The sequence below is a fragment of the Mesorhizobium sp. M1169 genome (genome assembly GCF_040318345.1).
GTDB lineage: Bacteria > Pseudomonadota > Alphaproteobacteria > Rhizobiales > Rhizobiaceae > Mesorhizobium.
Window position 1 is genome coordinate 1 of the sequence record NZ_JAMYME010000007.1, and the last position, 22,685, is coordinate 22,685.

Sequence of the window (22,685 nt, forward strand, 5' to 3'; positions counted from 1 at the left end):
CTTTTTTTTTTATAAACCGCCACCCATTCACCACAAACCCCTATTTTTGGTCAACCACCCCTCACAGTGGTGTTTTCTCGCCCGGGGTGGTGGGCGGCGCGCCCCCCGGGGGCGCGGCACCGCCTCCTGGACCAGGTCGAGGTCTTTTCGGCGCTGGCGGGGGATGGAGTCCACGGCGCCGATTGCCGCATCGATCATCAGGTCTTCCAGGCTCTCACCGCTGCCGTCGGCCTCGGCGACGCCGATGGCGACCAGATCGGGATCGCCGGCAAGCTCGTATTTGTCGTCGAGCACGACATTGACGGCGACATGGCCGGCAAAGGACAGCTTGCGGCGATCGCGAATGCCCATCGCCTGGTCGGTGCCGATCAGCCTTCCGTCCTTGTAGATGCGGCCGAACGGCACCTGGTCGATGATGGCGGCGGCACCCGGATACAGCCTGAGCATGTCGCCGTCGCGCACCTGCGCGACCTGGCCGATGCCGGACGTCGACATCAGCGAGCCCTGCGCCACCAGATGCGCCGCTTCGCCATGCACGGGAACGCCGATCTGCGGCCGTACCCATTCATACATCTTGCGCAATTCGCTGCGGCGTGGATGGCCGGAGACATGCACCAGCGCATCGCCGTCCTCGATGATCTTGATGCCGAGATCGATCAGGCGGTTCTTGATTTCGAGGATCGCCTTCTCGTTGCCGGGAATGGTGCGCGAGGAAAACACCACCGTGTCGCCGGCCGTCAGCGCCACCGACTTCATCTCGTCGCGCGACAGCTTGGCAAGTGCGGCAAGCGGCTCGCCCTGGCTGCCGGTGCAGATGATGACGAGGTTTTCGCGCGGGATGAAGCCGTAATCCTCCTCGGCGATGAATTCCGGCAAGCCGTCCATATAGCCGAGTTCATCAGCCACATCGATGACGCGCTTCATCGAGCGGCCAATCACCAGGCACTGGCGGCCGGCATCCCGCGCCGCCTTGGCGATGGAGACGATACGCCCGACATTGGAGGAGAAGCTGGTGACGGCGACCCGGCCCTTGGCGTTCTGGATGACGCTCTTGAGGCCCTCGCCCACCGCCACTTCGGACGGCGATTCCCCTTCCCGCATCGCATTGGTGGAATCGCAGACCAGCGCCAGCACGCCCTTGTCGCCATAGGCTCGGAAGCGCGCCTCGTCGGTCATCGGCCCGACCGTCGGCGCCGGATCGATCTTCCAGTCGCCGGTATGGATGACGACGCCGGCCGGCGTCGTGATCGCCAGCGACATCGGCTCGGGAATGGAGTGCGCAACAGGGATGGCCTCGATCTCGAACGGGCCGACGGTGAATTTCTCGCCGGCCCGGTAGATCGTCACCGGGATCTTCGGCGCCCCTTGCTCACCCTGCCGCTTGGCTTCCAGCAGGCCGGCGCTGAACGGCGTCATCCACACCGGCGCCTTGAGCTTCGGCCAGATGTCGTGGAGCGCGCCGTAATGGTCCTCATGCGCATGGGTGATGACGATGCCGCGCAGATTGGCGACACTCTCCTCGATGAAACGTGTGTCGGGCAGAACCAGGTCGACGCCGGGCAGGGTTGCATCGGGAAAAGTGACGCCGACGTCGACGACGATCCATTCGCGCGCATTGGCCGGCCCATAGCCGTAGAGGGCGAAGTTCATGCCGATCTCGCCGACACCGCCGAGCGGCACGAAGACAAGTTCGGCGTTTTCCGCTGTCGCCATGGTCTTTCCTTCCTTGCCGGTCAAAATTGCGGGCCGGTCAAAATTGCGGGCCGGTCAAAATTGTCGGCCGGTCAAATCCAAGCTGGTCAAATGCTGGCCAGTCAAACGTATTGGCCGGTCAAACGCCGGCCGAGGCAACCGCGCCGAAATGCACGTCGCCGGCGGCGATCGTCAGAACCGAACCTTCATCGTCGCGGATCACGAAACGGCAGTCCTCGTCAATGGTCTCGAAGGTGCCGCGCACCACATTACCGTCAATTCTGACAGCAACCTGGCCGCCAAGCCCCGCCGCACGCGCCAGCCACCGCCGCCTGACGGCGGCAAGCCCACGCCCTTCGTTCCACAGCCGCGCATTCTCGCTCCAGGCATCCGACAGCGCCAGAAACAGCGTCTCGGCATCGCAAGCAGACCCCAACGCGCTGAGCGACGTCGCTGGATAAGGCAAATCCTTGGGATAAGCCACCACGTTGACGCCGATACCGACAGCCACCGCGGAACGGTCGCCATCCAGCATCGCCGATTCCAGCAGGATGCCGGCGAGCTTGGCGCCCGAGGCAAGCACATCGTTCGGCCATTTCAATTCGAAACGGTTCTTGCCTTGGCTGGCACCATCGAGGCCGATCGCGATCTTGCCTTTCGGCACGACGGCGTCGAGTGCGTCGGCAAGCGCCAGTCCGGCAACGAAGCCGAGCGTAGCAGCGAGACGAAGCTCGGCATCGGTGATCACCAGCAGCGTCGCTGCCAGATTGCCTTCGGGCGTCGCCCAGGCGCGGCCGCGGCGGCCACGCCCGGCTTCCTGCTTTTTTGAGACGACCCAGAGTTTGCCCGGATCGCCGGCCCGCGCGTGCTCCAGCGCCAGCGCATTGGTGGAGCCGACCGTGTCGTGCGCCTCGAGCCGGAACCCGTCCGAAGCCGCGGTTGGAGCCAGCCTGAACGTCATTCCGTCAGAAGAAGGTCTTGGCCGCGGCTGCTGCGTAGGTTCCGATCGGGCCGCCGATCAGCACGTAGAACAGCACGAAAGCGCCGCAGACGCCGAGCACGACGCGCAGTTCGGTCGCCATCGGCACGAAGCCGCCGACCGGTTCGTCGAACCACATGATCTTGATGATGCGCAGATAATAATAGGCGCCCACCACAGAGGCCAGCACGCCGATGATCGCCAGCGCGTAGAGGTTGGCATTGATGGCGGCGAGGAACACGTACCATTTCCCCCAGAAGCCGGCGAGCGGCGGGATGCCGGCCAGCGAGAACATCAGGATGGTGAGGATCGTCGCCATGATCGGATTGGTCGCCGACAGGCCGGCGAGATCGCTGATCTGCTCGACATTGCCCTCCTTGCGCCGCATGGCGAGGATGAAGGCAAAGGTGCCGAGCGTCATCACCAGATAGATCAGCATGTAGATGGCGACGCCGCGCACGCCGTCTTGGCTGTTCGCGGCAAGGCCGACCAGCGCATAACCCATATGACCGATGGAGGAATAGGCCATCAGCCGTTTGATGTTGGTCTGGCCGATGGCCGCAAAGGCACCAAGCGCCATCGAGGCGATCGAGATGAAGACGATGATCTGCTGCCAGTCGGCGGCGATCGGCTTGAAGGCGCCCATGGTGACGCGCACCATCAGCGCCATCGCCGCCATCTTCGGTGCCGCCGCCAGAAAAGCCGTCACCGGCGTCGGCGCGCCCTCATAGACGTCGGGCGTCCACATATGGAACGGCACCGCCGAGATCTTGAAGGCAAGGCCGGCCAGCACAAAAACCAGGCCGAAGACGAGGCCGAGCTGGCGCTCGCCGCCGCTCAGCGCCGCGGCGATCTCCTGGAAGCCGGTGTTGCCGGTGTAGCCGTAGACCAGCGAGATGCCGTAAAGCAGCATGCCCGACGACAGCGCGCCAAGGACGAAGTACTTCAGCCCGGCCTCGGTCGAGCGCAGATTATCGCGGTTGATCGCCGCCAGCACGTAGATCGCCAGCGATTGCAGCTCGAGGCCGAGATAGAGCCCGATCATGCCGTTGGCCGAGATCATCAGCATCATGCCGAGCGTGCAGAGCAGGATCAGCACCGGATATTCGAACTTGTCGAAACGCTCCGCCTGGGCAAAGCGGACCGACATGACCAGCGTCACCGCCGAGCCGATCAGCGCCAGCACCTTCATGAAGCGGGCGAATGGGTCCTGGATGAAGGCTTCGCCATAGGCATTGCCCTGCCCCGGCGAAAAGATCAGCCAGGCGCCGGCGATCACCAGCACGGCAACAGCAAGGCCGCTCACCGTGACAGTGGTGTTGGCGCGAGAATAGGCGCCGAGCATCAACAGCGCCAAGGCGCCGAGGGCGAGGATCAGCTCTGGCGTCGAGAGCGACAGGCTTGAGAGAAGGTCCGGCGTCATGGTTCGCAAAACCCCCAGTCAGTTCGCCGCCGCGGTCTGCGCGGCGCCGATGGATGCGGTGACATTGGTAACGAGCGCCTTGACCGATTCGGCGGTCGCGTCGAAGATCGGCGCCGGATAGACGCCGAAGAAGATGACCAGCGCGACCAGCGGATAGATGATCACCTTCTCGCGCGTCGACAGGTCGAGCAGGCCTTTCAGGCTTTCCTTGGTCAGCGCGCCGAAGATCACCTTGCGGTAGAGCCAGAGCGCATAGGCCGCCGAAAGGACGACGCCGGTGGCGGCGAAGAACGCCACCCAGGTGTTGACCCGGAACACGCCGAGCATGGTCAGGAACTCGCCGACGAAGCCGCTGGTGCCGGGCAGGCCGACATTGGCCATGGTGAAGATCATGAACACGGTTGCATATTTCGGCATGTTGTTGACCAACCCGCCATAGGCGTCGATGTCACGCGTGTGCATGCGGTCGTAGACGACGCCGACGCAGAGGAACAGCGCGCCGGAGACCAGGCCGTGCGACAGCATCTGGAAGATCGAACCCTGGACGCCTTCCTGGTTCATCGCGAAGATGCCCATGGTAACGAAGCCCATGTGAGCGACCGACGAATAGGCGATCAGCTTCTTCATGTCCTCCTGCATCAGCGCCACCAGCGAGGTGTAGATGATGGCGACAACGGAGAGCGTGAAGATCAGCGGCGCGAACATTTCGGATGCGATCGGAAACATCGGCAGCGAAAAGCGCAGGAAGCCGTACCCACCCATCTTGAGCAGGATGGCGGCCAGGATTACCGAGCCGGCCGTCGGCGCCTCGACATGCGCGTCCGGCAGCCAGGTATGCACCGGCCACATCGGCATCTTCACCGCGAAGGACGCGAAGAAGGCAAGCCATAGCCAGGTCTGCATATTGGCCGGGAAGTTATGCGTCAGAAGCGTCGGGATATCGGTGGTGCCGGACTGGAAGAACATCGCCATGATGGCGAGCAGCATCAGCACCGAGCCGGCCAGCGTATAGAGGAAGAACTTGAAGGAGGCATAGACGCGCCGCTTGCCGCCCCACACGCCGATGATGATGAACATCGGGATCAGGCCGGCTTCGAAGAAGACATAGAACAAGACGATGTCGAGCGCGCAGAACACGCCGATCATCAGCGTCTCGAGCAGCAGGAAGGCGATCATATAGGCCTTGACGCGCTTCTCGATCGATTCCCACGAGGCGAGGATGCAGAGCGGCATCAGGAAGGTGGTCAGGATGACGAACAGCATGGAGATGCCGTCTACGCCCATATGGTAGGAGATGCCGGAATCCAGCCAGGCAAACTTCTCGACGAACTGGAAGCCGGGCTGCGAATTGTCGAAGCCGGTCCAGATGAACAGCGAAACCACGAAGGTGAACGCGGTCGTGAACAACGCGATGGCGCGGATGTTGCGGCGCGCGTTCTCGCTGTCGTCACGCACGAAAAGGATGAGCAGCACACCAACCAGCGGCAGGAAGGTGACCAGCGATAGGATCGGCCAGGCGGTCATCAGAGCATCATCCAGGTGACGAGTGCGGCAACGCCGATCAGCATGGCGAAGGCATAGTGGTAGAGATAGCCGGTCTGCAGCTTGACGACCCGGTTGGTGACGTCGACGACGCGCGCCGAAATGCCGTCCGGCCCGAGCCCATCGATGACGGTGCCGTCGCCGGTCTTCCACAGGAAGCTGCCGAGGCGCTTTGCCGGCCGCACGAACAGGAAGTCGTAGAGCTCGTCGAAATACCATTTGTTGAGCAGGAAGGCATAGAGCAGGCGATGGTTGGCGGCGACGCTCCGAGGCATTTCCGGCGCGCGAATATAGAACTGCCAGGCAATCGCAAAGCCGATCAGCATGGCGATGAACGGTGACAGCTCGACCCACAACGGCACTTCGTGGATTTCGTGCAGGATGTGGTTGTCCGGCAGCGTGAACAGCGACGCCTTCCAGAATTCGGCATAGCCCTCGCCGATGAAGGCGCCGTGGAAGATCACGCCGGCGAACAGCGCGCCCGCCGCCAGGATGAACAGCGGCACCAGCATGACCGGCGGCGATTCATGGACATGGTGCATGACCTCGTGGCTGGCCCGCGGCTCGCCGTGGAAGGTCATGAAGATCAGCCGCCAGGAGTAGAAGGAGGTGAAGCAGGCAGCAATGACCAGCAATATGAAGGCAAACGCGGCGACCGCATTGTGGCCCGCGAAGGCCGCTTCGATGATGGCGTCCTTGGAAAAGAAGCCGGCCGTACCGATGATCGTTACCGGAATGCCGACACCGGTCAGCGCCAGCGTGCCGATCACCATCATCCAGTAAGTCGTCGGGATCAGCGTCCTCAGGCCGCCCATTTTGCGCATGTCCTGCTCGTCGGAGACGGCGTGGATGACCGAGCCCGAGCCGAGGAACAGCAGCGCCTTGAAGAAGGCGTGGGTGAACAGATGGAAAATCGCTGCGCCATAGGCGCCGACGCCGAGCGCCACGAACATGTAGCCGAGCTGCGAACAGGTCGAATAGGCGATGACGCGCTTGATGTCGTTCTGGACGAGACCGACGGTCGCCGCGAAGAAGGCGGTGAAGGCGCCGATGAAGGTAACCACCGTCAGTGCCGAATGCGACAGCTCGAACAGCGGCGACAACCGCGCCAGCATGAACACGCCGGCCGTCACCATGGTCGCGGCATGGATCAGTGCCGAGACCGGCGTAGGGCCTTCCATGGCATCCGGCAGCCAGGTGTGAAGCGGCACCTGCGCCGACTTGCCCATGGCACCCATGAACAGGAGCAGGCAGACAACCGTCATCGCAGCCTGCTTGTCGAGCGCATAGCCGAGGAAGGTCAGCACGGCCGCACCTTGCGGCGCGCTTTCCGAGGGAATGAACGTCGCCGCATTGGCGAAGATGGTGCCGAGATTGACCGAGCCGAACAGCACGAACACGCCGAAGATGCCGAGCGCAAAGCCGAAATCGCCGACGCGGTTGACGACGAAGGCCTTGATTGCAGCCGCATTGGCCGAAGGCTTCTTGTACCAGAAGCCGATCAGCAGATAGGAGGCAAGGCCGACGCCTTCCCAGCCGAAGAACATCTGCACGAGGTTGTCGGCCGTCACCAGCATCAGCATAGCGAAGGTAAACAGCGACAGATAGGCGAAGAAGCGCGGCCGGTCCGGATCATGATGCATGTAGCCGATCGAGTAGATATGGACCAGCGACGACACCGTGTTGACGACGACCAGCATCACCACCGTCAGCGTGTCGATCCTGAGCGCCCAGGACGCCTCCAGCCCGCCCGACTGGATCCAGCGCATCACCGGCACGGTGAACACCTCTCCGCCGCCGAAGCCGACCGAGAAGAAGGCGACCCACGACAGCATAGCCGCGATCACCAGGAAGCCGGAGGTGATGTATTCTGAAGCCTTGGCGCCGAGCGAAGTGCCGAACAGGCCGACGATCAAGAAGCCGAGCAGCGGAAGGAAGACGATGGCCTGATACATGGTGGTTCCGTCAACCCTTCATCATGTTCACGTCTTCGACCGCGATCGAGCCGCGGTTGCGGAAGAAGACGACGAGAATGGCAAGGCCGATCGCCGCTTCGGCCGCCGCGACCGTCAGCACGAACAGTGCGAACACCTGGCCGACCAGGTCGCCGAGCGCCGCCGAAAAGGCGACGAAATTGATGTTGACCGCAAGCAGGATAAGCTCGATCGACATCAGGATGACGATGACGTTCCTGCGGTTCAGGAAGATGCCGAATACGCCGAGCGTGAACAGGATCGCCGATACGGTCAGGTAGTGCGCGATGCCGACGACCATCTCAGACTCCTTCGCCCGTCTTGACCTTGCGGATTTCCACTCCGGTTGCCGCCGTGCGGCCGACCTGGGCGGCGATCGACTGCCGCTTGACGCCCGGCTTGTGGCGCAGCGTCAGCACGATGGCGCCGATCATGGCGACCAGCAGCACCAGCCCCGCCACCTGGAAGTAATAGAGGTAATCCGTATAGAGGATGTCGCCGAGCGCTGCCGTGTTCGAGCGCGCGGCCAGGTCCGGAATGGGCTTGGCGACCGTCGCCGCCAGTTTCGGCACGAATGTATAGCCGCCGAGCACCACGATCAGCTCCGCCGCCAGGATCAGCCCGACCAGCGCGCCGATCGGTGCATATTGCAGGGCGCCTTCCTTCATTTCGGCGAAGTCGACGTCGAGCATCATGACGACGAACAGGAACAGCACCAGCACCGCGCCGACATAGACGACGAGCAGGATCATCGCCAGGAACTCGGCGCCGGTCAGCATGAACAGGCCGGCGGCGTTGAAGAAGGTCAGGATCAGGAACAGCACCGAATGCACGGGATTGCGCGCCGATATGACCATGAACGCCGATGCCACCGCGACAAAGGCGAAGAGGTAGAAAAAGGCCGCCTCTAGTCCACTCAGCATGGGTTCCCCCGGGTTTCCTGTCAGAACAGGACGTTCGTCCTGTTTTTTGCCACCGCCTCCGGTCGGCAAGTTGCGTGTTCCTTAAACGAGGGCCCTCGCCCCGTCCATGCGTCAAATATCAGCGGTAAGGCGCATCCAGCGAGATGTTGCGCGCCAGTTCACGCTCCCAGCGGTCGCCATTGGCCAGGAGCCTGTCCTTGTCGTAATAAAGCTCCTCGCGCGTCTCCGTCGCGAATTCGAAATTCGGGCCCTCGACAATGGCGTCGACCGGGCAGGCTTCCTGGCAGAAGCCGCAGTAAATGCATTTCACCATATCAATGTCGTAGCGCACGGTGCGCCGCGTGCCGTCATTGCGACGTGGGCCGGCTTCGATGGTGATGGCCTGCGCCGGGCAGATCGCCTCGCATAGTTTGCAGGCGATGCAGCGTTCCTCGCCGTTCGGGTAGCGGCGCAGCGCATGTTCGCCACGGAAGCGCGGGCTGACCGGCCCCTTTTCATGCGGATAGTTGATGGTCTCCTTCGGCGCGAAGAATTGGCGCATCGACAGGAAGAAAGCGCTGACGAAGTCCTGCAAAAGCAGTGACTTGGCGGCCTGGGATAGCGTACTCATTCAGCACCCCCAAAGATCTGTGTTGCAGCGATTGCGCCGATAAATCCGAAAAAGACAGGCATCAGGAAACGGTATGCAAGTCTCGTCATCGACGCCAATATCTGCTTGTCCCAGCCAAACACCGGCACTCGGTAGTTTGCTGCCAACCTTTGGTCCTGTTGCCGCAAAACGTAGGGCAGCACAACGACGTTGCCAAAGAGCGCAACAAGCACGCCGACAGCTGCGCCTAGAAAACCAACGATCAGACTGCCCATCACGCAAACCCCGTGATCTTGAGGAAGGCGGCGGTGGCGACCACCATGAACAGCGAGATCGGCAGGAAGACCTTCCAGCCGAGCCGCATCAGCTGGTCGTAGCGGTAGCGCGGCACGAACGCCTTCACCATGGAGAACATGAAGAACACCAGGCAGACCTTGAGTACGAACCAGATCAGCCCCGGCACCCAGGTGAACGGCGCGAAGTTGAAGGGCGGCAGCCAGCCGCCAAGGAACAGGATGGTGGCCAGCGCGCACATCAGGACGACGGCGACATATTCGCCGAGGAAGAACAACAGGAACGGCGTCGAGGAATATTCGACCATATGGCCGGCGACGAGTTCCGATTCGGCTTCCACAAGGTCGAAGGGCGGCCGGTTGGTCTCGGCCAACGCCGAGATGAAGAAGACGATGAACATCGGGAACAGCGACAGCCAATGCCAGTCGAGGAAGGTGTTGGGCAGGCCGAGCCGCGTGCCCAGCCCGTCCTGCTGCGACAAGACGATGTCGGACAGGTTGAGCGAGCCGACGCAAAGCAGCACGGTCACGATGACGAAACCGATGGAGACTTCGTAGGACACCATCTGCGCCGCCGAGCGCAGCGCGCCGAGGAAGGGGTATTTCGAATTGGACGCCCAGCCGCCCATGATGACGCCATAGACCTCGAGCGAGGAGATGGCGAAGACATAGAGGATGCCGACATTGACGTTGGCGATCGCCCAGCCTTCATTGACCGGTATGACCGCCCAGGCAGAGATCGCCAGCACCGCCGACACCAAGGGCGCCAGCAGGAAAACGCCCTTGTTGGCGCCGGACGGGATGACCGGCTCCTTGAAGACGAATTTCAGCAGATCGGCGAACGCCTGCAGCGTGCCCCACGGGCCGACGACGTTCGGTCCGCGGCGCAATTGCACCGCCGCCCAGATCTTGCGGTCGGCGTAAAGCACATAGGCGACGAAGATCAACAGAACGACGATCAGCACGACCGACTTCAAAAGGATCAGCAGCGCCGGCAGCACGTAGAAGGAGAAGAAGGTGTCCATATCTACTCCGCCGCCTGCCTGAAGCCGTTCTTCGCCAAAGCCGAGCACTCGGCCATCACCGCGGAAGCCCGCGCGATCGGGTTGGTCAGGTAGAAATCCTTGACCGGCGAGGTGAAGGTGCCCTTGTTCAGCCGCCCGCCGAGCTTGGCAACCCTGGCGATGTCGGCCGGGTCGCCGGCCGCGACATGGTCGATGCGGGCAAGATGCGGGTATTCGGCATAGAGCTTTGCGCGTAGCTGCGGCAGCGAATCGAACGGCAGCTTCTTGCCGAGCACATCCGACAGTGCCCGAAGGATCGCCCAGTCCTCGCGCGCCTCGCCGGGCGCAAAGCCGGCCCGGTTGGTCTGCTGCACGCGGCCCTCGGTGTTGACGAAGGTGCCCGACTTCTCGGTATAGGCGGCACCCGGCAGGATGACGTTGGCGCGATGCGCGCCCTTGTCGCCATGCGTGCCGATATAGACGACGAAAGCGCCGCCGGTCTTTGCCATGTCGATTTCGTCGGCGCCGAGCAGGAACAGCACATCGGTCTCGCCCAGCATGCCGGCGACGTTCCCGCCGCCCTCGCCCGGCACAAACCCGACATCGAGGCCGCCGACGCGTGCCGCGGCGGTGTGCAGCACGGCAAAGCCGTTCCAGTCGGCCCTGGCGGCGTTGACGGCGACGGCGAGCTTCGCCGTCTGGCCGAGCACGGCCGCCCCGTCCGGACGCGCCAGCGCACCCTGTCCGACGATGATCAGCGGATGCGTCGCCTTCTTCAGCAGCTGGAAAAACTTGCCGTTACCGTCGGCCAGATCCTTCAGCGATTCCGGCCCGGCGCCGAGCTGCTCGTAATCATAGCGCGTATCGCCGACATCGCCGATGACGCCGACCGGCAGATTGCCGGCCCGCCAGCGCTTGCGGATGCGGGCGTTGAGCAAGGATGCCTCGAAGCGCGGATTGGCGCCGATGATCAGCACCGCATCGGCCTGTTCGATGCCTTCGATGGTCGGGTTGAACACATAGCTCGCCCGGCCGAGCGACGGATCGAGTGCGGCGCCGTCCTGGCGGCAGTCGGTGTTCTTCGAGCCGAGCGAAGCCATCAGAAGCTTCAGCGCGTAGATCTCCTCGACGGCTGCGAGATCGCCGGCAATGGCACCGATCTTTTCGGGTGCCGCATTCGACACCTCTTCCTTGATAGCGGCAAAAGCCTCGGCCCAGCTTGCCGGGGCCAGTCTGCCGTCCTTGCGCACATAGGGGCGGTCGAGGCGCTGCGTGCGCAAGCCGTCCCAGATGAAGCGGGTCTTGTCGGAAATCCATTCCTCGTTCACCGCCTCGTTGGTACGCGGCAGGATGCGCATCACTTCGCGGCCCCGGCTATCGACGCGGATCGCCGAGCCGACGGCGTCCATCACGTCGATGGATTCGGTCTTGGTCAGCTCCCACGGCCGTGCCTGGAAGGCGTAGGGTTTGGAGGTCAGCGCACCGACCGGGCAAAGGTCGATGACATTGCCCTGCAGTTCCGAAGTCATCGCGCTTTCGAGATAGGTGGTGATCTCGGCATCCTCGCCGCGGCCGATCAGGCCGAGCTCGGATATGCCCGCAATCTCGGTGGTGAAGCGGACGCAGCGCGTGCAATGGATGCAGCGGTTCATGATCGTCTTGACGAGCGGCCCGATATACTTGTCTTCGACCGCCCGCTTGTTCTCATGGTAGCGCGAGGAATCGACTCCGAACGCCATCGCCTGGTCCTGCAGGTCGCACTCGCCGCCCTGGTCGCAGATCGGGCAGTCCAGCGGATGGTTGATCAGCAGGAATTCCATCACGCCTTCGCGCGCCTTCTTGACCATCGGCGTGTTGGTGAAGATTTCCGGCGGCTCGCCATTCGGACCGGGGCGCAGGTCGCGCACGCCCATGGCGCAGGACGCCTGCGGCTTGGGCGGGCCGCCCTTTACTTCGATCAGGCACATGCGGCAATTGCCGGCGATCGACAGCCGCTCATGGAAGCAGAAGCGCGGCACTTCCGCGCCGGCGTCCTCGGCCGCCTGCAGCAGCGTGTAATGGTCGGGTACAGTGATCTCTTTCCCGTCGACCTTGAGCTTTGCCATTTCGCCTCAAACCCCTGCGGACGTTCCGCAATCTTTCCTTCCGGGCGCAGCCGAGACCGCGCACGATATTGAATTCACTTTTTGGCCCCGGCCAACGCGGCCGCCTGACCGATCCAGCCGTCACGGCCGATGCGGCCCTTCAACGACAGGTAATCTTCGACCCAGGCGATCTCTTGCGGCGTCCACGCGGCGATCTGGGTGTATGTCCAGATGCCAAGGCCGTTCAGCACCTTTTCCAGTTTCGGCCCGATGCCCGATATCGCCTTGAGGTCGGCCGGCTCGGCTGGCCGATCCATCGGCTTGGGCTGCTTGAAATCCTCCGGCATCAGCCCGGCCGACGCATCCGCTGCAACGGTGCTGGCATTCGCCAAGCTCCGTGCAGCGGTGCTCGTCGCAATGTCAGTCACATCGTTGGCGAAGGACTGCGCCTCGGCAATCAGGGTTTTGGTCGCCGCGCGCGCCTTGGTGGAGGAGCTTTTGCCGGTCGCGGAAAAGCGTTCCGTTCGCGCCTCGAAATCCTCGGCGACCGGCTGCCAAAGCCGCTGCGAGGTCTCGGCCGCGCCTGAAAGCACGCCCATCCAGATACCAAAGGCGTGGTTGGCAAGCCCGATGCCGAGTGCCGTCATCGCCGCCGCGCCCGCGACAGGATGCGCCAGGAGATTGACGGCATTGGCCATCTCCTTCGGCATCATCCTGGTCAGATCCTGGTTCATCTTCAACAACGGGTCCATATCGGGCGTAAAATCGTCGGGTGTCGAAAACAGCGACATAGGTGATCTCCTGGTCGTTTCCGTCTGCCCCGCGCTCGTTTCCTCGTTTCGGGCATTCGCCCGCAATTTTTTGAATTCTTCTATTCCGCCGCCGCCAGCACCGGTTCGGCGCGGTGTGCGTTGCGCGAAAACTCGTCGATGCGCCGCTCCACCTCGCCGCGGAAATGCCGCATCAGGCCCTGGATCGGCCACGCCGCCGCATCGCCCAGCGCGCAGATCGTATGGCCCTCGACCTGCTTCGTCACGTCGAGCAGCATGTCGATCTCACGCTTCTGCGCCTCGCCGCGCACCAGCCGTTCCATCACCCGCCACATCCAGCCGGTGCCCTCACGGCAGGGCGTGCACTGGCCGCAGCTCTCGTGCTTGTAGAAATAGGACAGCCGCGCGATCGCTTTCACGATATCGGTCGATTTGTCCATGACGATGACAGCCGCCGTGCCGAGGCCCGATTTCAGGTCGCGCAGCGCGTCGAAATCCATCGGCGCGTCAATGATCTGCTCGGCCGGCACCAGCGGCACCGAGGCGCCGCCCGGAATGACCGCCAGCAGATTGTCCCAGCCGCCGCGAATGCCGCCGCAATGCGTCTCGATCAGTTCGCGGAACGGGATCGACATCGCCTCTTCGACGGTGCACGGATTGTTGACGTGGCCGGAGATGCAGAACAGCTTAGTGCCGACATTGTTGGGCCGGCCGAAGGACGAGAACCAGGCGGCACCGCGGCGCAGGATGGTCGGCGCGACAGCGATGGACTCGACATTGTTGACTGTCGTCGGGCAGCCATAGAGGCCGACATTTGCCGGAAATGGCGGCTTCAGCCGCGGCTGGCCCTTCTTGCCCTCGAGGCTTTCGAGCAGCGCCGTTTCCTCGCCGCAGATATAGGCGCCGGCGCCATGGTGCATGTAGATGTCGAAATCGTAGCCGGAGGTGTTGTTCTTACCGATCAGCTTGGCCGCATAGGCCTCGTCGATGGCGCGCTGCAGCGCCTCGCGCTCGCGGATAAACTCGCCGCGCACATAGATGTAGGCGGCGACCGCGCCCATGGCGAAGCCGGCAAGCAGGCAGCCTTCGACCAGCGTATGCGGGTCATGGCGCAGTATGTCGCGGTCCTTGCAGGTGCCGGGCTCGGATTCGTCGGCATTGACGACGAGATAGCTCGGCCGGCCGTCGCTTTGCTTGGGCATGAACGACCATTTGAGCCCGGTCGGGAAACCGGCGCCGCCGCGGCCGCGCAGGCCCGATGCCTTCATCTCGTTGACGATCCACTCGCGCCCCTTGGCAACGATGCCGGGCGTGTTGTCCCAGGCGCCGCGCGCCATGGCGCCGGCCAGCGACTTGTCGAAGCGGCCGTAGATGTTGTTGAAGATGCGGTCTCTGTCCTGAAGCATTGCTCGTTCCTCAGACCGGCTTCTTGCCGGTCGGCCGGCTCTTGTTTCCGGGCGACGGCTTGGCCGCCTTGGCGGCAGCCTTCGCCGGTTTGACCTTGGCCTCCGGCGCTTTGAAAGCAGACGCCGGCTCGGCCTTGTTCTTGGGGCCCTTGCGCTGTTTCGAGACGTCCTCGACCTGCGGTTCGGCCTTGTTGGCATTGGCGGCCGAATGCAGAGGCGCTGCGACGCTCGCCGCCCTTTCCGCCGCGGGCGCGACTTTCGTCGCCGACGGCGATTTCAGCGCCGGGTTGGTCTCGACCGCGTCGGTCTTCGGCTTGCTGGCATTCGAGGGCGCAACCGGCGCCGGCGCGGCAGGAGCAGCTGGCGGAACTGATGCTGCGGCGGCAGCTGCCGGCTCTGCATCCTTGGCGGCCTTGGTCGCCGCCCTGGTTTCCCGGTCGCGGGTCGCCTTGAGGATCGCCTTTTCGCTCTTGAGGGTCGTCAGGCCACTGGCCGGCTCAGAGGTGATGCGGCCGTTTTGCGGTCCTGGCGTCACCGAAGCACCTTTGCCGGCGTCATAGAGGTCGATGATCTCGGCAAGCCGCTCCGGCGTCAAATCCTCATAGGTGTCCTTGAATATCATCACCATCGGTGCGTTGACGCAGGCGCCGAGGCATTCGACCTCCTCCCACGACAGCGTGCCCTTGTCATTGGTGTGGAACTGGTCGTGATGGATCTTCGAGCGGCAGACATCCATCAGCGCTTCCGAGCCGCGCAGCATGCAGGGCGTGGTGCCGCAGACCTGGATATGCGCGCGGGTGCCGACCGGATTGAGCTGGTACTGGGTATAGAAGGTAGCGACTTCCAGCCCACGGATATAGGGCATTCCGAGCATGTCGGAGATCGTCTCGATCGCCGCCTTGGTCACCCAGCCCTCCTGCTCCTGCGCCAGCATCAGCAAGGGGATGATCGCGGACTGCTCGCGCCCCTTCGGATATTTCTTGATCCACTGCTTCGCCGCTGCCGCATTCGCCCTGTTGAAGGCGAACGAGGCTGGCTGGAGGCTGGCTTCTGCGAGACGGCGGACTGACATTTAGCGATCGACCTCACCAAAGACGTATAGGTTCGTCATCTTGCTGCCGCCTCCTTACAAAGTTTCGCCGTACCGTCGAAACATTGGAAAGTCGGCGAATTTGTCATGACAGGCGGGCAAACGCCGGATTTACCAGCCAAGCGAGCAACAAGCCGCGCGAGCCCTGTTTTGCCGGAAGCGGCTGCCGATACTTCCGCCTTAGAGAAACTCGCGCCATCCGGCGCTGCGACGCTACACTCGCATGTATCTCTCTTGAAATAGAAAGCATCGACATCGGCGGATGCCGCTGTCGCACTTTCTTGCATGCCAAGCGTGACGTAGCTCAGTTTGAAGTGCTGCTTCACAAGATCGGAAGCATCGATAGACGCCCCGCACTCGATTGCATATGCAGGGTGCATTGCGACAGCAATGAAGATTAACGTGAGGCTCAGAGTGCGATTCACCGATCGACCTCACCAAACACGATGTCGAGTGAACCCAGCACCGCGGTGACGTCGGCCAACATGTGGCCGCGGCACAAAAAGTCCATCGCCTGCAGATGGGCAAAGCCTGGCGCGCGCAGCTTGCAGCGGTAGGGCTTGTTGGTGCCGTCGGAGACGAGATAGACGCCGAATTCGCCCTTCGGCGCCTCGACGGCGGCATAAACCTCGCCGGCCGGCACGCGGTAGCCCTCCGTGTAAAGCTTGAAGTGATGGATCAGCGCTTCCATCGAGCGCTTCATCGCCGCACGCTTCGGCGGCACCACCTTGCCGTCGAGGTTAGACACCGGCCCGCTGCCTTCCTTGCCGAGCAGAAGGTCGATGCACTGGCGCATGATCTTCGCCGATTGCCGCATCTCTTCCATGCGCACGAGATAGCGGTCGAAACAGTCGCCGTTCTTGCCGATCGGAATGTCGAAATCCAGCTCGGCATAACATTCGTAGGGCTGCGATTTGCGCAGATCCCATGGCGCACCCGAGCCGCGCACCATGACGCCTGAAAAACCCCAGGCCCAGGCGTCCGCCAGGGAGACGGTGGCAATGTCTACATTGCGCTGCTTGAAGATACGGTTGCCGGTCAAGAGCGAGTCGAGGTCGTCGACCGATTTCAGGAACGGGTCGATCCACTTGCCGATGTCTTCGATCAGCTTCTGCGGCAGGTCCTGGTGGACGCCGCCGGGGCGGAAATAGGCCGCGTGCATGCGCGAACCCGAGGCGCGCTCATAGAACACCATCAGCTTTTCGCGCTCGACGAAGCCCCACAGCGGCGGCGTCAGCGCGCCGACATCCATCGCCTGCGTCGTCACGTTGAGGATATGCGACATGATGCGGCCGATTTCCGAATAGAGAACTCGGATCAACTGGCCCCGCTTCGGCACCTCGATGCCGAGCAACCGCTCGGCGGCGAGCGCAAAGGCGTGCTCCTGGTTCATCGGCGCGCAATAATCGAGCCGGTCGAGATAGGGCACGGCCTGCAGATAAGTCTTGGCCTCGATCAGCTTTTCCGTGCCGCGATGCAACAGCCCGATATGCGGATCGACGCGATCGACGACTTCGCCGTCAAGCTCCAGCACCAGGCGCAAAACGCCGTGCGCCGCTGGATGTTGCGGGCCAAAATTGATGTTGAAGTTGCGAACGGAGGTTTCAGCCATGAGCGTGTTGCTCGCGCGCCACGTGAATGGTGAATGGTGAATGGTGAATAGTCATTGGCCTGAATCGACCTCCAGCGATCGAATGAACGAACGCATCATCTTCCCTAACTTCTCGAACCTGACCGACAACAGCCCTGCACTCTTCTCGTCCAACAATCCCACGCTCATCGAAAGAAGCGTATGGGTTTCCAGTTCCTTCAACGAACCTTGCGCAATACGAAGGAACTGAACGAAGGGCTTGCGCTGACCGCGGCCGAAACCCTCGGCGATATTTGCCGGTATCGACGATGCCGCGCGCCGCATCTGGGATGTCATGCCGAACATTTCCTCTCGCGGGAATGCTTTCGTCGCGAGATAGATGTCCGCAGCCAATACCATCGAATCCTTCCATACGTTCAGATCTCGATAGTCGTTGATTTTCCCGGACGTTCCATCCCGCTTTTCCATTCACTATTCACAATTCACCATTCACTGCTTTGCCTTTTCATCCCCCGGAAGCACGTAATCCGTACCTTCCCACGGAGACAGAAAATCGAAATTGCGGAATTCCTGCTTGAGCTCCACCGGCTCGTAGATGACGCGCTTGGCTTCGTCGTCGTAACGCACCTCGACGAAGCCGGTCAGCGGAAAGTCCTTGCGCAGCGGATGGCCTTCAAAGCCGTAATCGGTCAAAATCCGCCGCAGATCCGGATGGCCTGAAAACAGCACGCCGTAAAGATCGTAGGTCTCGCGCTCGAACCAGTCGGCGCCGGGATAAATCCCGGTGATCGACGGCACCAGCGTCTCTTCGTCGGCCTGGACCTTTATGCGGACGCGGATATTCTGCCTCGGCGACAGCAGATGATAGACCACATCGAAGCGCTTTGCCCGCGACGGATAATCGGCGCCGCAAACGTCAATGATCGAAATGAACTGGCATTTCGGGTCGTCGCGCAGGAAGGTCACCACCTCAATCAGGTCGCGCGGCTCGACCGAGATAGTGAGTTCGCCATAGGCGAGCATCGCCGCGCCGATCCGGCCGATCAGCTTCTCGCCGAGATAGGTCGAGAGGTCATTCAACGCCTGGGTCATGCCGCTCACCGTTCGATCGTGCCGGTGCGGCGGATCTTCTTCTGCAGCAGAAGGATGCCGTAGAGCAGCGCTTCGGCGCTCGGCGGACAGCCGGGCACGTAGATGTCGACCGGCACGATGCGGTCGCAGCCGCGCACCACCGAATAGGAATAATGGTAATAGCCGCCGCCATTGGCGCAGGAGCCCATCGAGATGACGTAGCGCGGCTCCGGCATCTGGTCGTAGACCTTGCGCAGCGCCGGCGCCATCTTGTTGGTCAGCGTGCCGGCGACGATCATGATGTCGGACTGGCGCGGAGACGCGCGCGGCGCCACGCCGAAGCGCTCGCTGTCATAGCGCGGCATCGAGGTGTGGATCATCTCGACGGCGCAGCAGGCGAGGCCAAACGTCATGAACATCAGCGAGCCGCTGCGCGCCCAGGTGATCAGCGCCTCGGTCGAGGTGACGAGAAAGCCCTTGTCGGCGAGCTCGTTGTTGATCTCCAGGAAGAATGGATCGTCGGACCCGACAGGCCTGCCGGTGTTGGGATCGATGAGGCCCTTGGGCTTCGGCGCGACGAGCGTACCGGAACTGTCGTTCAATCCCATTCCAGCGCTCCTTTTTTCCATTCATAGGCAAAGCCGATGGTCAGCACCGCCAAAAACACCATCATCGACCAGAAACCGAGCATGCCGATCTGGCTGAACGACACCGCCCAAGGAAACAGGAAGGCCACCTCCAGGTCGAAGATGATGAACAGGATCGACACCAGGTAGAAGCGGATATCGAACTTCATGCGGGCGTCGTCGAACGAGTTGAAGCCGCACTCATAGGCGGAAAGCTTTTCCGGATCGGGGTTGCGGTAGGCCACCAGGAACGGTGCGGCGAGCAGCGCCAGCCCGACGATCAGCGCCACGCCGATGAACAGGACGATGGGCAGGTACGAACCTAAAAGTGCGTTCATGCTGCAGTTTCCGTTGGCGGCCAATCCACTCTGATTACAGCACCGGACCCACTTGCGGAAGCGTGACAGTTTAACCACTGAACCGTTTTAAGGGGGCTCTATGCTGCAACGCGGCGAGGGTTAGCGCAGCGCTTTCGGCGAAGCAAGTCAAACCTTGTTCAAATCGCGGTGCTGGACGGCATATCCGGGAAAACTGGTCCGATCCGCTCCTGTTTGATTTCCTTCACTTTTTACTCCACTTTTCTCTCCTGACATGGATGCCGCCAAAACCCTGTTAGCATGGCACGGAATCGCAGGTCATTTTCTCTGTCTAAAATCGTCCGGATGCCGCCTTCATGAAGGAAAAAATCTCGCTCGCCATGGCCCGCCGCATTGCGCTCGCGGCACAGGGATTCAATGACCCGCGCCCCACCGGCACGCCTGACCGCCGGCATCTGGCCCGCGTGCTTGCCCGTACCGGCCTGCTGCAGATCGATTCCGTCAGCGCCGTGGTGCGCGCCCACTATATGCCGCTCTATTCGCGGCTTGGCCCCTACAAGCTGGCGCTGCTCGACGACGCCGCCGTAACGCGCAAGCGCATGGTCTTCGAATATTGGGCGCACGAAGCCTCCTTCTTGCCGGTCGAGACCTATCCGCTGATGCGCTGGCGCATGCAGCGGGCCGAGTGCGGCGACGAAATGTACAGCGGACTGGCCAAATGGGGCCGCGAGCACGCCGCCTATATCGAAGACATCTATCGCGAGGTCGCCGAACGAGGCCCGATCGCGGCGTCGGCTTTCGAAGGGCAGAAGGGTTCGGGTGGCTGGTGGGGCTGGAGCCATGCCAAGCACGCCTTCGAATGGCTGTTCTGGGCCGGCCGCATCACCACGGCGCATCGCCGCGGCTTCGAACGGTTCTACGATCTGCCGGAGCGCGTGCTGCCGCCAACAATACTGAGTCTGCCAACGCCCTCCCCCGAAGACGCTCACCGCGAATTGCTGCGCATCTCGGCCCGTGCCCACGGCATCGCCACGGCAGGCGACCTGCGCGACTATTTCCGCCTCTCGCCCGCCGACATCAAGGGCCGCATCGAGGAGCTGGTCGAGGCCGGCGAGCTGTTGCCGGTGAGCGTCGACGGCTGGAACAAAACAGCCTATCTCCACAAGGACGCCCGTTTGCCGCGCAGGATCGAGGCGCGCGCCTTGCTCGCGCCGTTCGATCCTGTCGTCTTCGAACGATCGCGCACCGAGCGGTTGTTCGACTTCCACTACCGCATCGAGATCTACACGCCGGCCGAAAAGCGGCGGTATGGCTATTATGTGCTGCCATTCCTGCTCGGCGACAGCATCGTCGGGCGCGTTGACCTCAGGGCCGACCGTCCGGCCGGCGTATTGCGCGTCCATGCCGCCTATGCGGAGCCCGGCGCCCCGCCACAAACCGCTGCCGAACTCTTCAAGGAATTGAAGCAGATGCAGGGCTGGCTCGGCCTGGAACGCATCGAGGTGACCGCTGCCGGCGATTTGGGCCGGCCGCTCGCGGATATCGCCGCGCCATAGACGTGCGTTGACACAACTGCCTCCACAAGCCTAAATCCGTTCCAGACGGTCCCCTGCCCGCAACGGCAGGGGCCAAGAGGGAATGCGGTGCGAAATCTCGATTTCAAATCCGCGGCTGTCCCCGCAACTGTAAGCGACGAGCCAAGGCCGAAAACCACTGGGATATTCCCGGGAAGGCGGCACCCAGGCGATGACCCGCGAGCCAGGAGACCTGCCGTCTAGGACCTAAGAATCCGATCGCCTGGCGGGTTTTCCGGGCAAGGAGCCTGATTTGGAACGCGACAGCAGTTTTCCGGCTGAGACAGCGGATTTATTGTCCGGCCATGGTGATTCCCCGGCCGGCGTTACCGTCATCGTCTGCTCGTCCTGCCGTGACGAGACCGGTTCGGACGCTCATCCGCGCGCTGGCGAACTGCTCGCAGAGGACACGCGCCGCGCAGCTTCCAGCGAAAACATCAAAATCCGCACCGTCGAATGCCTCGGCAATTGCAAGCGCCGGCTCAGCGCGGCCATGCTGCGCGACGGCTGCTGGAGTTACGTCTTCGGTGATCTGACCACGACCAGCGGCGCCGATCTCGTCACCGGGGCAAAGCTGTTCGCCACCTCGACGGATGGGCTCATTCCATGGCGCGGCCGTCCCGATTGCCTGAAGCGCGGCCTGGTTGCCCGCATCCCTCCCCTTGACCTTTTGAAGGACCCGACATGACCGCTGCCTCCCTTTCGCGCGTTCCCTGCACCGTGGTCACCGGCTTTCTCGGCGCCGGCAAGACGACGTTGATCCGCCATTTGCTCGAAAACGCCAAAGGCAAGCGCCTGGCCATCATCGTCAACGAGTTCGGCGACATCGGCATCGACGGCGAGATCCTGAAGGGCTGCGCCATCGACACCTGCCCCGAGGAAAACATCGTCGAGCTGGCCAATGGTTGCATCTGCTGCACCGTCGCCGATGATTTCGTCCCGGCGCTGGACCAGATCCTGTCGCTGACGCCGAGGGTCGACCACATCCTGATCGAGACATCCGGCCTCGCTTTGCCCAAGCCGCTGGTCCAGGCCTTCCAGTGGCCGTCGGTGAAAAGCCGCGTGACGGTGGACGGCGTCATTGCCGTGGTCGACGGACCGGCGCTGGCTGATGGCCGCGTAGCCAACGACATGGACGCCCTGCAGGCCCAGCGCGCGCAGGACGAGACGCTCGACCATGACGATCCGGTCGAGGAAGTGTTCGAGGACCAGCTCGCCTGCGCCGACCTGATCATCCTGTCGAAGAGCGACCTGATGGACGCAGCCGGCTCGGCCCGTGCCAATGCCGTCATCGGCAAGCACGTTGCGCGGGCGGTGAAGATCGTACCGACTTCGCAAGGCAAGGTCGACCCGTCGGTGCTGCTCGGCCTCGGCCTCGCCGTCGAGGACGACATCGAGAACCGCAAGACCCACCACGACGACGAGCTCGACCACGAACATGACGATTTTGACTCGTTCGTCATCGACATCGCGTCCGTGTCCAACCCGGACGAGCTCGCACAACGGGTCGCCACGGCGGCGGAGGAAGAAAACGTGTTGCGCGTCAAGGGTTTCGTCGAAGTCGGCGGCAAGCCGATGCGGCTCCTGCTGCAGGCCGTCGGTCCGCGCGTCAACCACTATTACGACCGCGCCTGGACCGCTGAAGACGACCGCCGCTCGCGCCTCGTCGTCATCGGCCTGAAAGGGCTGAACCGCCCGGCCATCGAGCGTATCCTCGCCGGCTGACCCCAGGTACGAG

The 22,685-nt window shown here is 62.7% G+C and carries 22 protein-coding genes, 1 pseudogene and 1 riboswitch; of the genes and pseudogenes, 3 read left to right on the plus strand and 20 right to left on the minus strand.

Translation table 11 applies throughout. The features are described from left to right. Positions 1-111 precede the first annotated feature (111 nt). The 20 genes and pseudogenes from NKH41_RS09400 to NKH41_RS09495 form a co-directional block, all read right to left on the minus strand. Positions 112-1,713, minus strand: a pseudogene (locus NKH41_RS09400) (ribonuclease J); the annotation flags it as partial. A 118-nt stretch (positions 1,714-1,831) separates the two neighbouring features. Then, positions 1,832-2,653 carry a biotin--[acetyl-CoA-carboxylase] ligase gene (locus tag NKH41_RS09405; protein WP_352767887.1) on the minus strand — a complete coding sequence of 274 codons (822 nt, stop codon included), beginning with the start codon at positions 2,651-2,653 and terminating at the stop codon, positions 1,832-1,834. Positions 2,654-2,657: 4 nt separating this feature from the next. Continuing rightward, positions 2,658-4,094 carry an NADH-quinone oxidoreductase subunit NuoN gene (gene nuoN / locus NKH41_RS09410; protein ID WP_352767884.1) on the minus strand — a complete coding sequence of 479 codons (1,437 nt, stop codon included), beginning with the start codon at positions 4,092-4,094 and terminating at the stop codon, positions 2,658-2,660. 18 nt (positions 4,095-4,112) lie between these two features. After that, positions 4,113-5,618, minus strand: coding sequence for an NADH-quinone oxidoreductase subunit M (locus NKH41_RS09415; RefSeq protein WP_352681670.1), 1,506 nt, complete (start codon positions 5,616-5,618; stop codon positions 4,113-4,115). Then, a complete protein-coding gene (gene nuoL / locus NKH41_RS09420) occupies positions 5,618-7,591 on the minus strand; it encodes an NADH-quinone oxidoreductase subunit L (RefSeq protein ID WP_352767881.1) in 1,974 nt (657 codons plus the stop codon). The genes NKH41_RS09415 and nuoL overlap by 1 nt, the downstream gene beginning before the upstream one ends. 10 nt (positions 7,592-7,601) lie before the next feature. After that, positions 7,602-7,910 carry an NADH-quinone oxidoreductase subunit NuoK gene (gene nuoK / locus NKH41_RS09425; protein ID WP_023676620.1) on the minus strand — a complete coding sequence of 103 codons (309 nt, stop codon included), beginning with the start codon at positions 7,908-7,910 and terminating at the stop codon, positions 7,602-7,604. 1 nt (position 7,911) lies between these two features. Continuing rightward, entirely contained in the window at positions 7,912-8,532 is a 621-nt protein-coding gene (locus NKH41_RS09430; protein ID WP_352539621.1) for an NADH-quinone oxidoreductase subunit J, read from the minus strand. 118 nt (positions 8,533-8,650) lie between these two features. Further along, positions 8,651-9,142 (minus strand): NADH-quinone oxidoreductase subunit NuoI, encoded by a 492-nt coding sequence (nuoI, locus tag NKH41_RS09435; RefSeq protein ID WP_352745068.1) that lies wholly within the window; start codon positions 9,140-9,142, stop codon positions 8,651-8,653. After that, entirely contained in the window at positions 9,139-9,396 is a 258-nt protein-coding gene (locus tag NKH41_RS09440) for a hypothetical protein (RefSeq protein ID WP_352745070.1), read from the minus strand. Before NKH41_RS09440 ends, nuoI begins: the two co-directional genes overlap by 4 nt. Continuing rightward, complete coding sequence (gene nuoH / locus NKH41_RS09445) at positions 9,396-10,439, minus strand: NADH-quinone oxidoreductase subunit NuoH (protein WP_292663045.1); 1,044 nt, start codon at positions 10,437-10,439, stop codon at positions 9,396-9,398. Before nuoH ends, NKH41_RS09440 begins: the two co-directional genes overlap by 1 nt. A 2-nt stretch (positions 10,440-10,441) precedes the next feature. Next, complete coding sequence (nuoG, locus tag NKH41_RS09450) at positions 10,442-12,523, minus strand: NADH-quinone oxidoreductase subunit NuoG (protein WP_352767879.1); 2,082 nt, start codon at positions 12,521-12,523, stop codon at positions 10,442-10,444. Between the two features lie 74 nt (positions 12,524-12,597). Beyond that, the gene (locus NKH41_RS09455) at positions 12,598-13,293 is read right to left on the minus strand and encodes a helix-hairpin-helix domain-containing protein (protein ID WP_352767876.1); all 696 of its coding nucleotides are present in this window, start codon (positions 13,291-13,293) and stop codon (positions 12,598-12,600) included. Between the two features lie 80 nt (positions 13,294-13,373). Continuing rightward, positions 13,374-14,678 carry an NADH-quinone oxidoreductase subunit NuoF gene (gene nuoF, locus NKH41_RS09460; protein WP_023676626.1) on the minus strand — a complete coding sequence of 435 codons (1,305 nt, stop codon included), beginning with the start codon at positions 14,676-14,678 and terminating at the stop codon, positions 13,374-13,376. 10 nt (positions 14,679-14,688) lie between these two features. Next, a complete protein-coding gene (gene nuoE, locus NKH41_RS09465; protein ID WP_352767875.1) occupies positions 14,689-15,750 on the minus strand; it encodes an NADH-quinone oxidoreductase subunit NuoE in 1,062 nt (353 codons plus the stop codon). 35 nt (positions 15,751-15,785) lie between these two features. Continuing rightward, a complete protein-coding gene (locus NKH41_RS09470) occupies positions 15,786-16,193 on the minus strand; it encodes a hypothetical protein (RefSeq protein ID WP_352767873.1) in 408 nt (135 codons plus the stop codon). Next, positions 16,190-17,380: an NADH-quinone oxidoreductase subunit D gene (locus tag NKH41_RS09475; protein WP_352767871.1), complete on the minus strand. Its 1,191-nt coding sequence runs from the start codon at positions 17,378-17,380 to the stop codon at positions 16,190-16,192. Before NKH41_RS09475 ends, NKH41_RS09470 begins: the two co-directional genes overlap by 4 nt. 51 nt (positions 17,381-17,431) lie before the next feature. Next, entirely contained in the window at positions 17,432-17,827 is a 396-nt protein-coding gene (locus NKH41_RS09480) for a four helix bundle protein (RefSeq protein WP_352705038.1), read from the minus strand. A gap of 21 nt (positions 17,828-17,848) precedes the next feature. Continuing rightward, complete coding sequence (locus NKH41_RS09485) at positions 17,849-18,451, minus strand: NADH-quinone oxidoreductase subunit C (RefSeq protein ID WP_352767869.1); 603 nt, start codon at positions 18,449-18,451, stop codon at positions 17,849-17,851. A 5-nt stretch (positions 18,452-18,456) separates the two neighbouring features. After that, a complete protein-coding gene (locus NKH41_RS09490; protein WP_023670824.1) occupies positions 18,457-19,038 on the minus strand; it encodes a NuoB/complex I 20 kDa subunit family protein in 582 nt (193 codons plus the stop codon). Continuing rightward, positions 19,029-19,394: an NADH-quinone oxidoreductase subunit A gene (locus NKH41_RS09495; RefSeq protein ID WP_023676631.1), complete on the minus strand. Its 366-nt coding sequence runs from the start codon at positions 19,392-19,394 to the stop codon at positions 19,029-19,031. Before NKH41_RS09495 ends, NKH41_RS09490 begins: the two co-directional genes overlap by 10 nt. A 335-nt stretch (positions 19,395-19,729) precedes the next feature. Here NKH41_RS09495 and NKH41_RS09500 point away from each other — a divergent pair, with 335 nt between their 5' ends. The 3 genes from NKH41_RS09500 (at position 19,730) to cobW (ending at position 22,672) form a co-directional block, all read left to right on the plus strand. Continuing rightward, a complete protein-coding gene (locus NKH41_RS09500) occupies positions 19,730-20,929 on the plus strand; it encodes a winged helix-turn-helix domain-containing protein (RefSeq protein ID WP_352470229.1) in 1,200 nt (399 codons plus the stop codon). 29 nt (positions 20,930-20,958) lie between these two features. Next, a riboswitch (cobalamin riboswitch) is annotated at positions 20,959-21,162 on the plus strand. Between the two features lie 38 nt (positions 21,163-21,200). After that, positions 21,201-21,635: a DUF1636 family protein gene (locus tag NKH41_RS09505; RefSeq protein WP_352767868.1), complete on the plus strand. Its 435-nt coding sequence runs from the start codon at positions 21,201-21,203 to the stop codon at positions 21,633-21,635. Further along, positions 21,632-22,672, plus strand: a complete 1,041-nt coding sequence (gene cobW, locus NKH41_RS09510; protein WP_352617406.1) for a cobalamin biosynthesis protein CobW — start codon at positions 21,632-21,634, stop codon at positions 22,670-22,672. The genes NKH41_RS09505 and cobW overlap by 4 nt, the downstream gene beginning before the upstream one ends. Positions 22,673-22,685 lie beyond the last annotated feature (13 nt).

Excerpts from the sequence above, each read along its gene's own strand:
- nuoI (WP_352745068.1), bottom strand. The coding sequence starts at position 9,142 with ATGAGTACGCTATCCCAGGCCGCCAAGTCACTGCTTTTGCAGGACTTC.
- nuoF (WP_023676626.1), bottom strand. The coding sequence starts at position 14,678 with ATGCTTCAGGACAGAGACCGCATCTTCAACAACATCTACGGCCGCTTC.
- NKH41_RS09500 (WP_352470229.1), top strand. The coding sequence starts at position 19,730 with ATGAAGGAAAAAATCTCGCTCGCCATGGCCCGCCGCATTGCGCTCGCG.
- nuoH (WP_292663045.1), bottom strand. The coding sequence starts at position 10,439 with ATGGACACCTTCTTCTCCTTCTACGTGCTGCCGGCGCTGCTGATCCTT.
- NKH41_RS09455 (WP_352767876.1), bottom strand. The coding sequence starts at position 13,293 with ATGTCGCTGTTTTCGACACCCGACGATTTTACGCCCGATATGGACCCG.
- nuoL (WP_352767881.1), bottom strand. The coding sequence starts at position 7,591 with ATGTATCAGGCCATCGTCTTCCTTCCGCTGCTCGGCTTCTTGATCGTC.
- nuoG (WP_352767879.1), bottom strand. The coding sequence starts at position 12,523 with ATGGCAAAGCTCAAGGTCGACGGGAAAGAGATCACTGTACCCGACCAT.
- NKH41_RS09430 (WP_352539621.1), bottom strand. The coding sequence starts at position 8,532 with ATGCTGAGTGGACTAGAGGCGGCCTTTTTCTACCTCTTCGCCTTTGTC.
- cobW (WP_352617406.1), top strand. The coding sequence starts at position 21,632 with ATGACCGCTGCCTCCCTTTCGCGCGTTCCCTGCACCGTGGTCACCGGC.
- NKH41_RS09485 (WP_352767869.1), bottom strand. The coding sequence starts at position 18,451 with ATGACCCAGGCGTTGAATGACCTCTCGACCTATCTCGGCGAGAAGCTG.
- NKH41_RS09495 (WP_023676631.1), bottom strand. The coding sequence starts at position 19,394 with ATGAACGCACTTTTAGGTTCGTACCTGCCCATCGTCCTGTTCATCGGC.
- nuoK (WP_023676620.1), bottom strand. The coding sequence starts at position 7,910 with ATGGTCGTCGGCATCGCGCACTACCTGACCGTATCGGCGATCCTGTTC.
- NKH41_RS09480 (WP_352705038.1), bottom strand. The coding sequence starts at position 17,827 with ATGGAAAAGCGGGATGGAACGTCCGGGAAAATCAACGACTATCGAGAT.
- NKH41_RS09490 (WP_023670824.1), bottom strand. The coding sequence starts at position 19,038 with ATGGGATTGAACGACAGTTCCGGTACGCTCGTCGCGCCGAAGCCCAAG.
- NKH41_RS09415 (WP_352681670.1), bottom strand. The coding sequence starts at position 5,618 with ATGACCGCCTGGCCGATCCTATCGCTGGTCACCTTCCTGCCGCTGGTT.
- nuoE (WP_352767875.1), bottom strand. The coding sequence starts at position 15,750 with ATGTCAGTCCGCCGTCTCGCAGAAGCCAGCCTCCAGCCAGCCTCGTTC.
- nuoN (WP_352767884.1), bottom strand. The coding sequence starts at position 4,094 with ATGACGCCGGACCTTCTCTCAAGCCTGTCGCTCTCGACGCCAGAGCTG.
- NKH41_RS09440 (WP_352745070.1), bottom strand. The coding sequence starts at position 9,396 with ATGGGCAGTCTGATCGTTGGTTTTCTAGGCGCAGCTGTCGGCGTGCTT.
- NKH41_RS09405 (WP_352767887.1), bottom strand. The coding sequence starts at position 2,653 with ATGACGTTCAGGCTGGCTCCAACCGCGGCTTCGGACGGGTTCCGGCTC.
- NKH41_RS09475 (WP_352767871.1), bottom strand. The coding sequence starts at position 17,380 with ATGGCTGAAACCTCCGTTCGCAACTTCAACATCAATTTTGGCCCGCAA.